The sequence below is a fragment of the Phenylobacterium sp. genome, from assembly GCF_036723115.1.
GTDB lineage: Bacteria > Pseudomonadota > Alphaproteobacteria > Caulobacterales > Caulobacteraceae > Phenylobacterium.
The window spans coordinates 1-9,266 of record NZ_DAIMHV010000105.1; the positions used below are offsets into that span (position 1 = coordinate 1).

10 protein-coding genes are annotated in these 9,266 nt (G+C 69.3%); 9 read left to right on the forward strand and 1 reads right to left on the reverse strand.

The features are described from left to right. A partial coding sequence (locus V7D28_RS11055; RefSeq protein WP_333587439.1) for a 2'-5' RNA ligase family protein occupies window positions 1-213 on the forward strand: 213 nt, incomplete at its 5' end. Window positions 214-318: 105 nt separating this feature from the next. On the opposite strand, the gene V7D28_RS11060 is transcribed toward V7D28_RS11055, so the two are convergent. Beyond that, window positions 319-1,503 (reverse strand): NAD(P)/FAD-dependent oxidoreductase, encoded by a 1,185-nt coding sequence (locus tag V7D28_RS11060; RefSeq protein ID WP_333587440.1) that lies wholly within the window; start codon window positions 1,501-1,503, stop codon window positions 319-321. 365 nt (window positions 1,504-1,868) lie between these two features. On the opposite strand from V7D28_RS11060, the gene infA reads away from it, so the two are divergent. The 8 genes from infA (at window position 1,869) to V7D28_RS11100 (ending at window position 9,131) form a co-directional block, all read left to right on the forward strand. Beyond that, the gene (gene infA / locus V7D28_RS11065) at window positions 1,869-2,138 is read left to right on the forward strand and encodes a translation initiation factor IF-1 (protein WP_300574777.1); all 270 of its coding nucleotides are present in this window, start codon (window positions 1,869-1,871) and stop codon (window positions 2,136-2,138) included. A gap of 175 nt (window positions 2,139-2,313) precedes the next feature. After that, window positions 2,314-5,205, forward strand: coding sequence for a monovalent cation/H+ antiporter subunit A (locus tag V7D28_RS11070; protein WP_333587441.1), 2,892 nt, complete (start codon window positions 2,314-2,316; stop codon window positions 5,203-5,205). Continuing rightward, entirely contained in the window at window positions 5,205-5,579 is a 375-nt protein-coding gene (locus tag V7D28_RS11075; RefSeq protein ID WP_442957929.1) for a Na+/H+ antiporter subunit C, read from the forward strand. The genes V7D28_RS11070 and V7D28_RS11075 overlap by 1 nt, the downstream gene beginning before the upstream one ends. 1 nt (window position 5,580) lies before the next feature. After that, entirely contained in the window at window positions 5,581-7,095 is a 1,515-nt protein-coding gene (locus V7D28_RS11080) for a monovalent cation/H+ antiporter subunit D (protein WP_333587443.1), read from the forward strand. 13 nt (window positions 7,096-7,108) lie between these two features. Continuing rightward, window positions 7,109-7,600 (forward strand): Na+/H+ antiporter subunit E, encoded by a 492-nt coding sequence (locus V7D28_RS11085; RefSeq protein WP_333587444.1) that lies wholly within the window; start codon window positions 7,109-7,111, stop codon window positions 7,598-7,600. Continuing rightward, window positions 7,597-7,866: a K+/H+ antiporter subunit F gene (locus V7D28_RS11090; protein WP_333587445.1), complete on the forward strand. Its 270-nt coding sequence runs from the start codon at window positions 7,597-7,599 to the stop codon at window positions 7,864-7,866. The genes V7D28_RS11085 and V7D28_RS11090 overlap by 4 nt, the downstream gene beginning before the upstream one ends. A gap of 3 nt (window positions 7,867-7,869) precedes the next feature. After that, a complete protein-coding gene (locus V7D28_RS11095) occupies window positions 7,870-8,304 on the forward strand; it encodes a Na+/H+ antiporter subunit G (protein ID WP_333587446.1) in 435 nt (144 codons plus the stop codon). A 41-nt stretch (window positions 8,305-8,345) separates the two neighbouring features. Then, window positions 8,346-9,131, forward strand: a complete 786-nt coding sequence (locus V7D28_RS11100) for an acyl-CoA thioesterase domain-containing protein (RefSeq protein WP_333587447.1) — start codon at window positions 8,346-8,348, stop codon at window positions 9,129-9,131. Window positions 9,132-9,266: the final 135 nt, after the last annotated feature.

Here is a 9,266-nt window from a genome sequence, read left to right on the forward strand (position 1 = left end):
CCCCAGGACCGTGCCCCCTTCCGCCCCCACATCACCATCCAGAACAAGGCCGATCCGGCCGAGGCGAGGGCTCTGTGCGAGCGGCTGCAACTGGAGTTTGAGCCCTTCGAGATCATCGCCGACGGGGTGGAGGTGTGGCGCTATCTGGGCGGGCCCTGGGCGGCGGTGGCGAAGGTGGACTTCGGCTTAAGCGGGCAGCCGATGACGCGGTGACGCGCGTCTTGGAAGCGCGTAGATTATGCGCATGACCCATGCGCGTCCCACAGGCCGTCAGCGACTCGCCGGGCGCTGAGCGTTCTGTTTGATGGCGTTTAGGCCTCAGACCGACTGCCCCGCGCTCCAGCCCGACGCCCAGGCCCACTGGAAGTTGTAGCCGCCGAGCCAGCCGGTGACGTCCACCACCTCGCCGATGAAATAGAGGCCCGGCACGTCGCGGGCGGCCAGGGTGCGGGACTCAAGGTCGCGGGTGTCCACCCCGCCCAGGGTGACCTCGGCGGTGCGGTAGCCCTCGGAGCCCACGGGCTTGACCCGCCAGGCGTTCACGGCCTCGGCCAGGGCGCGCAGGACCTTGTCGGACTGGTCGGCCATGTTGCCGGTCGGCGCGTGGGTTTCGGCGATGAGCTGGGCCAGGCGCTTGGGCAGGAGGTCGGAGAGCACCGTGGCCGGGGCGGCCTTGGGCCGGCGGGTGCGGGCCGCGCGCAGCTCGGCGTACACGTCCAGGCCCGGCGCCAGCGCCACCTCGATCTCCTGGCCCTCGCGCCAGTAGGACGAGGCCTGGAGGATGGCCGGGCCGCTCAGGCCCCGGTGGGTGAAGAGCAGGGCTTCGGAAAAGCGGGTCCTGCCCACGCTCACCTGCGCCGGATCGACGGCCACGCCGGACAGGGGGGCCGTGCGCTCCAGCAGGGAGACGTCGAAGGTCAGCGGCACGAGGGCCGGCCGGGTCTCGGTGACCCGCAGGCCAAACTGGCGGGCGACCTCATAGCCGAAGCCTGTGGCGCCCATCTTCGGGATCGACTTGCCGCCGGTGGCGATGACCAGGCTGTCGCAGGCGACCGGCCCGCCCGTGGTCTGCAGCGCGAACCCCGTCCCGGTCCGGGCGAACTCGGTGATGGCGGTCTGCAGGCGAAGCTCGACCCCGCCCTTGCTCATCTCGGCCAGCAGCAGGTCGATGATCTGGCGGGCCGAACCATCGCAGAAGAGCTGGCCCAGGGTCTTTTCGTGGTGGGCGATCCCGTACCGGTCCACCAGGGCGATGAAATCCCGGGGCGTGTAGCGGCGCAGGGCCGAGATGCAGAAGCGCGGATTGTCCGACAGGAAGTTGGCCGGGGCGGTGTGGATATTGGTGAAGTTGCAGCGGCCCCCGCCGGAGATGCGGATCTTCTCCCCGGGCGCCTTGGCATGGTCGATCACCAGAACACGGCGGCCCCGCTGGCCGGCCTGGGCGGCGCACATCATCCCGGCGGCGCCGGCGCCGGCGACCACCACATCGTACTTGGCTTCCATGGAGGTCTCTCTAGACCCTGACCCGAGTTCACGGAAATCGGATCACGATCCGGAATCTCAGTTGGACGCGGGGGCGCAGCGGCGCCGGGTGGACATTTGGGGCTTGAAGGCCTACCTAACAGGTCTCGACATATCGTCGCGCGACGCTCGACCTTCGTCCGTCTCCGCGCGATCGCTTAAGCCGACAGCGCTGATCTCCCGCGCCCCCCGCGTGGCGCCGATCGGCGGCTTTTGGCTGTGTGATCCGTAGAATCGCCCCCGCTCAGCCGGGGGCAGGGATGATCCCCCGCCGCAAGCGGGGCTGGGCCTGTCCCCCTCCGGGCAGGTCGGTTCTCGCCGTCGCCGACCAGCAGGAAAGGACCGCCATGTCCAAGGAAGAGTTCATCGAGTTCGAAGGTGTCATCACCGAGCTGCTGCCCGAGGGCCGGTTCCGGGTGCAGCTGGACAATGAACACACCATCCTGGCCTACACGGCCGGGCGCATGAAGCGGAACCGCATCCGCTCGCTGGTGGGCGACCGGGTGACGGTGGAAATGACGCCCTACGACCTGGAAAAGGGTCGGATCACCTACCGCCACAAGACCGAGGGCCCGCGTATGGGCGGCGGTCAGCGTCCGCAGTTCCGCCGCCGCTGAGGCCCGCGACCTGAAGGACTGAACCCGGCCGTCCAAAGTAGGGAGGCCGGGCGGGGGCGTGCGGCCGAGACCGGCCCAGGAGCTCCGCAATAACGGGAATTTCATTGGGGGCGCGACGACCTGTCGCTATTGATGGGCGTCTTCCCGTTCGGACGCCATCAACACGAGGGCCGCTTTGACCCTGGCGTGGATCGCCTTGTCGCCGTTTCTGGGAGCTCTGGCTCCCGCCCTGGCCATTCGCCTGGGACGCAACGCCTGTGCGCTCGCCACAGGCCTCGTCACCGCCACCGCGCTCGCCATGCTGCTGTCCCTGGCGCCGGCCGTCCTGGCCGGCGAGGTGGTGCAGTACCGGCTGCCCTGGTTCTCCAGCCTGGGGCTGGACTTCAACCTGTTCCTGGACCCGCTGGGGCTGATGTTCGCCGGCCTGATCCTGGGGATCGGGCTGCTGGTGATCATCTATGCCCGGTTCTACCTGGCCAAGAGCGATCCCATGGGGCGGTTCTATGCCTTCCTGCTCCTGTTCCAGGGGGCCATGGTGGGGATTGTCCTGTCGGACAACATCCTCCTGCTGCTGGTCTTCTGGGAGTTGACCAGCCTCTCGTCCTTCCTCTTGATCGGCTACTGGCGCCACCTGCCGGAGGGCCGGCAGGGCGCGCGCATGGCGCTCACCGTCACCGGGATGGGCGGTCTGTCGCTGATCGCCGGCCTGCTGATCCTGGGCCAGATCGCCGGCTCCTATGATCTGAGCGTCATCCTGGCCAATCGCGAAGCCATCCAGGCCTCGCCGCTTTATCTGCCGGCCCTGGTGCTGATCGTGGGGGGCTGTTTCACCAAGTCGGCCCAGTTCCCGTTCCACTTCTGGCTGCCCCACGCCATGGCCGCGCCGACGCCGGTCAGCGCCTATCTGCACTCGGCCACCATGGTGAAGGCAGGCGTCTTCCTGCTGGCCCGGCTGTGGCCCGTCCTGTCGGGGACCGAAGCCTGGTTCCTGCTGGTGGGGGGCGTGGGCCTGGTGACCATGACCTTCGCGGCGGTCACCGCCCTCTTCAAGGACGACCTGAAGGGGCTGCTGGCCTATTCCACCATCAGCCATCTGGGGATGCTGACCTTCCTGTTCGGCCTGGGCACGCCGGCGGCGGCCGTGGCCGGGGTATTCCACATCCTCAACCACGCGACCTTCAAGGCCGCCCTGTTCATGAACGCCGGCATTGTCGACCACGAGGCCGGAACCCGGGATCTGAAACAGTTGGGCGGGCTGGCGGGGCTGATGCCCATCGCCGCCACCCTGGCGGTCCTGGCTGCGGCCTCCATGGCCGGACTGCCGCCCCTCAACGGCTTCATCTCCAAGGAGATGATGCTGGAGGTGGCGGTCCACACTACGGTGTTCGGCCTGCCCTGGCTGGTGCCCGCCGTGGTGGCCTTCGCCACCATCTTCTCGGCCGCCTACGCCTATCGCTATGTGATCGGGGTCTATTTCGGCGGTCGGCGCGAGAGCTATCCGCACACCCCCCACGAGGCGCCCTTCGGCATGTGGGCCCCCTCGGCCCTGCTGGTCATCCTGGTGGTGGCCATCGGCCTTGCGCCGCACGCCATCGCCGGCGACCTGGTCAATGCGGTGGCCGCCACGGTCACCGGCGGGACCGCGCCGGTCAAACACCTCAGTCTGTGGCACGGCTTTGGCCTGCCCCTGCTGCTCAGCGCCCTGGCCATCGCCGGCGGCGCGGTGCTGCTGGCCTTCCATGTGCGGGCGGAATCCCTCTGGACGGCGCTGGGCCTGCCCCAGGCCAAGGCCTTGTTCGACAAGGTGGTGAACCGGTCGGTCATGGGCTCGCGCCGGGCCAGCGACGGCCTGCACAATGGTTCGCTGCAGCGCTATCTGGCGGTGATCATCGCCGCCAGCGCCTTGGTGGGCGTGGCCGGCTTCGTCAGCGGCGGCTATGTCCAGGGCGAGCGGCCGACCCTGCCGGCCCCGGCCTCGGCCCTGGTGGCCTGGCTGCTGCTGGTGGGGGGCGCGGGCGCCGTGGTCCTGGGCCACCGCCATCGCTACCTGTCGCTGATATTCATCAGCGTCATCGGCCTCGTGATCTCCCTGGCCTTCGTCTATCTCTCCGCGCCGGACCTGGCCCTGACCCAGATCTCGGTGGAGGTGGTGACCATCCTCCTGCTGCTGCTGGCGCTCAACCTGATGCCCAAGCAGACGCCGGTGGAAAGCTCGCCCGCGCGCCGGACCCGCGACGGCGTCCTGGCCTGTCTGGGCGGCCTGTTCATGGGCGGCGCGGCCTGGACCCTGATGCGCCGGGAGGGTCCGCCCTCCATCTCGGAGTTCCACTGGGCCAACTCCTATTCGGGCGGCGGCGGCACCAATGTGGTCAATGTGATCCTGGTGGACTTCCGCGGCTTCGACACCTTCGGCGAGATCATCGTCCTGGGTATTGCGGCCCTGACCATCTTCGCCCTGCTGGAAAGCGCCGGACGCGGGGCCTCGGGCCGCCGCCTGTCCAGGTGGGTCCCGGACCAGGCGCGCAGCCCCGAGCATCATCCGATGATGCTGGTGGTGGCCACGCGGCTGCTGCTGCCCCTGGCGGCGACGGTGGGGCTCTATCTGTTCCTGCGCGGCCATAACGAGCCAGGCGGCGGCTTCATCGCCGGCCTGGTGGTCTCCATCGCGCTGCTGATGCAGTACATGGCGTCCGGCTATTCCTGGTCCAATCAGAGGCTGCGGGCCGACCATCACGCCCTGATCGGGTTCGGAGTCACGGTGGCCGCGGCGACCGGCCTGGGCGCCATGATCCTGGGCGCGCCCTTCCTGAAGAGCGCCTATGAATATGTGCACATCCCCCTGATCGGCGATGTGGGCCTCTCCAGCGCGCTGGCCTTCGACATCGGCGTGGCCTGCACGGTGGTGGGTGCGGTCATGCTGGCCCTGCATCATCTCTCCAGCGTGGCCCAGCGGGCCGAGAAGTCCTCGCCCAATGTGCATGCCATGGATATCGACCCCAGCCGGCCGCCCGAAGTGGCCGCGCCGGCGACACCGGCGCCGCCGGTGAGCGGGGAGACGCCCCAATGATGAGTATCGAGCTTCTGGTGGCCAGCGCCGTGGGCGTGATGTCGGCCGCGGGCATCTATCTGGTGCTGCGAGGGCGGACCTTCCCGGTGGTGCTGGGCCTGGCCTTCCTGTCCTATGCGATCAACGTCTTCCTGTTCGCCTCGGGGCGACTGGTCACCGACCGGCCGCCCATCTACGCCAAGGGCCTGACCGAATACAGCGACCCGCTGCCCCAGGCCCTGGTGCTGACGGCCATCGTCATCTCCTTCGGCATGACGGCCCTGGTGGTGGTGCTGGCCCTGCGCACCTTCCTGGAGACCGGGACCGACCAGGTGGACGGCCGCGGCGAGCCCGTGGCCGCCGCCGGCGAGACCCCGCCGCCCGTGGAGCGCTGACGTGAACCACTGGTTGACCGCGCCCGTCCTGCTGCCCGCCCTCCTGGCGCCGCTGATGCTGCTGTTCCTGCGGCGCCGGCTGATGGAGTCGCGGGTCCTCTCCGTCGCCGGCTGCCTGGCCCAGCTCGCCTTCGCCGTGCTGCTCATGAACCAGGCCGACACCGGCCTGATCCAGAGCTACGCCTTGGGGGGCTGGCAGGCGCCCTTCGGCATCGTCCTGGTGCTGGACCGGCTTTCGGCCCTGATGCTGCTGACCACCTCGATCCTCGCCCTGGCGGTGGTCAGCTACGCCATCGCCTCGGGGCTGGACCGCTCGGGCTGGCACTTCCATCCCCTGTTCCAATTCCAGATTCTGGGGCTGAACGGCGCCTTCCTGACCGGCGACATCTTCAACCTGTTCGTCTTCTTCGAGGTGCTGCTGATCGCCTCCTACGGCCTGATGCTCTACGGCGGCGGCGGCGCGCGCCTGAAGGCCGGGGTGCAGTATGTGGTGGTGAATCTGGTGGGCTCCACCCTGTTCCTGGTGGCGGTGGGCCTGATCTACGGGGTCAGCGGGACGCTCAACATGGCCCATCTGGGCCAGATCGTCGCCCAGGCGCCGGCGGGCGATCACGGCCTGATCCTGGCCGGCGGCCTGCTCATGGTGGCGGTGTTCGGCCTGAAAGCGGCCCTGGCGCCGCTGCACTTCTGGTTGCCCCGGACCTACGCCTCCACCGCCGCCCCCATGGCCGCCCTGTTCGCCATCATGACCAAGGTGGGCGCCTACTGCATCCTGCGCTTCACCACCGTGACCTTCGGAGACATGGCCGGGCCGCTGGCCTGGGCGCCGGCGCCCTGGCTGCTCCCGGCGGCGCTGGCCACCATGGTGGTGGGCTTCGTGGGCGTGCTAGGCGCACGCTATCTGCGCCAGATGGCGGCCTTCGCGGTGGTGGGCTCCATGGGCACGCTGCTCAGCACGATCGCCATGTTCACGCCGGCCTCCACGGCGGCGGCCCTCTATTATCTGCCCCACACCACGCTTGCGGTCGCCGCCCTCTTCCTGCTCACCGACGCCATCGCCGCGCGGCGGGGGGACTATGGGGACAATCTGACTCCCAGCCCGCCCTTCCGGCAGAACGGCCTGCTCAGCGTGCTCTTCCTGCTGACCGCCGTGGCGGTGGTGGGGCTGCCGCCGCTCTCGGGCTTCCCGGGCAAGCTGCTGATCCTGGACGCCGTGCGCGGCGACCTGGCGGGCTGGCTGATCTGGGCCGCGGTGCTGGGGACGACCGTGCTGGGGCTGCTGGCCTTCGCCCGCGCCGGCAGCGCGCTCTTCTGGAAGTCGGCGGCCACGCCGGGCGAGATTTCGGTGGGGCAGGGGGCGCGGCCCCTGGCCCAGCCCGCCGCCGTGGCCGGCCTGCTGCTGGTCCTGGCGGCCCTGACCGTGCTGGGCGGCCCGGCCACGGCCTTCGCCGAACGCACCGCCGAGCAGCTCTACCGGCCGGGCGACTATATCGCCGCGGTCCTGGGCGCGAACTGAGGGAGGCGTAGGCATGATCGGCAAGCTTCTTCCGCACCCCGCCCTCAGCGCCACCCTGGTGGTGGTGTGGATGCTGCTCATCAACGAGCTGAGCTTCGGGGGCTTCGTCCTGGGCCTGGCCATCGGCCTGGTGGTGCCGATCATCACCAGCGCCTTCTGGCCCGATCGTCCGCGGGTGCGGTTCGGCCCGGCGACCTGGGGCTACCTGGCCCTGGTGCTGTGGGACATCATCGCCGCCAGCGTCCAGGTGGCCCGCATCGTCCTGTTCACCCCCAGCGCCAAGCTGCGCTCGGCCTGGCTGGTGGTGCCCCTGGACCTGACCTCGCCCGAGGCCATCACCGCGCTCGCCGGCACGATCAGCCTGACGCCGGGAACCGTCTCCTGCGACGTGTCCTCCTGTGGGCGGGTGCTGCTGGTGCACGCCCTGGACACGCCCGATCCGGCGGCGGAGGTGGCGCGGATCAAGAGCCGCTATGAGGCGCGTCTGATGAGGATCTTCGCATGATCGAAATGGCGCTGATGTTCGCCCTGGCCTGTGTGGGCCTGGCCATGGCTCTCAACCTGTGGCGGCTGGTGCGCGGCCCCACCTCGGCCGACCGGATCCTGGCGCTGGACACCCTGACGATCAACGCCATCGCGCTGATCGTCATGATGCAGATCCAGCAGGGCTCGGCGGTCTATTTCGAGGCCGCCCTGCTGCTGGCTACGGTGGGCTTCGTGGGCACGGTGGCCTACTGCAAGTTCCTGCTGCGCGGCGATGTGGTGGAGTAGGCCATGATGGACGCCGGACCCTTTGAAATCCTCATTTCGCTGATGCTGGTCATCGGCGGCTTCTTCGCGCTCGTGGGCTCCTGGGGCCTGGCGCGGATGCCCTCTCTGATGACCCGCCTGCATGGCCCGACCAAGGTCACGACCCTGGGGGTGGGGGCCTGCCTCATCGCCTCGATGATCTTTTTCCCGACCATGGTTGGGACCTATTCGGCGCACGAACTGCTGATCACCCTCTTCCTGTTCCTCACCGCCCCGGTGACCGCCAACATGATCGCCAAGGCCCACCTGCATCGTCAGGGCCGGGCCATCGATCCCAACCCCATGGACGGCATTTCCGAAGGCCTTCCGGAGACCGGGCGGGATTCCGGCTGGGCCACCTTCGACGGCCTGAAGAGCGACCAGCTGGACGTCACCCGCGAGGCCAAGGGGTCAGACTGAGGCTTGCCCGCGCGCGCGGAATCCCGGATGGATCGCGCCCGATGAGCAACGAACCCTTTTTCCGGCGGCAGGATGACGGCCGCTTCCTTCCGACGCCCGCCTGTCGCGGGCCCTGGAATCCCCAGTCCCTGCACGGGCGTGTGATCGTCGGCCTGCTGGGCCATGTGCTGGAGGCCGAGCACGGCGATCCGGACTTCATCCCCGCCCGGCTGACGGTGGACATGTACCGCCTGCCGGATTTCTCGCCCATCGAGGTGACCACCCGGGTGATCCGCGCCGGCGGCCGCATCAAGGTCGTGGACGCCGAGTTCATCAGCGGGGGCGTCAGCATGGGACGGGCGAGCTGCCAGTTCCTGCGCCGGACCACCGCGCCGGAGGGCCAGGTGTGGTCGCCTCCCAACTGGGACGCGCCCAAGCCCGCAGACATCGATCCGCCCGCCGACCAGCGCACGGCCATGGGCGGCATGTGGGCCATGCGCCGCATCACCGGCAATTTCGGCGAGGTGGGGGTCAAGCGGGCCTGGATGAGCGAGCTGCGCGAACTGGTGGAGGGGTGCGCCCTGACCCCCTTCACCCGCGTGGCGGTGGCCGCCGACTTCGCCAGTCCCTTCGCCAACGCCGGCGACAAGGGGCTGGGCTATATCAACAGCGATGTGACGGTCTATCTGCACCGCCTGCCGAAGACCGAGTGGGTGGGCTTCGAGGTGGTCAATCACGGCGCCACCGACGGCGTCGCCATCGGCGAGTGCTTCCTCTATGACGAGGAAGGGCCCATCGGCTCGGCCTCGTGCACGGCGCTGGCCCAGTCGAGGCGCGCGGGAGGCTGAGACGCCTCAAGCTGGGCGGCCTCAAGGTGGGAGGCTGGGCGAAATCTGCGGGGAACAGGGGACGGGGCTGACCTGTTGGCGGGGTCTGACCGGCGCGTTTGGGCGTCGGTCGCCAGAAGGAGCCCCCCATGGACC

Coding starts and splice junctions, on each gene's coding strand:
- V7D28_RS11090 (WP_333587445.1), top strand. CDS start 7,597: ATGATCGAAATGGCGCTGATGTTCGCCCTGGCCTGTGTGGGCCTGGCC.
- V7D28_RS11095 (WP_333587446.1), top strand. CDS start 7,870: ATGATGGACGCCGGACCCTTTGAAATCCTCATTTCGCTGATGCTGGTC.
- infA (WP_300574777.1), top strand. CDS start 1,869: ATGTCCAAGGAAGAGTTCATCGAGTTCGAAGGTGTCATCACCGAGCTG.
- V7D28_RS11075 (WP_442957929.1), top strand. CDS start 5,205: ATGAGTATCGAGCTTCTGGTGGCCAGCGCCGTGGGCGTGATGTCGGCC.
- V7D28_RS11060 (WP_333587440.1), bottom strand. CDS start 1,503: ATGGAAGCCAAGTACGATGTGGTGGTCGCCGGCGCCGGCGCCGCCGGG.
- V7D28_RS11085 (WP_333587444.1), top strand. CDS start 7,109: ATGATCGGCAAGCTTCTTCCGCACCCCGCCCTCAGCGCCACCCTGGTG.
- V7D28_RS11100 (WP_333587447.1), top strand. CDS start 8,346: ATGAGCAACGAACCCTTTTTCCGGCGGCAGGATGACGGCCGCTTCCTT.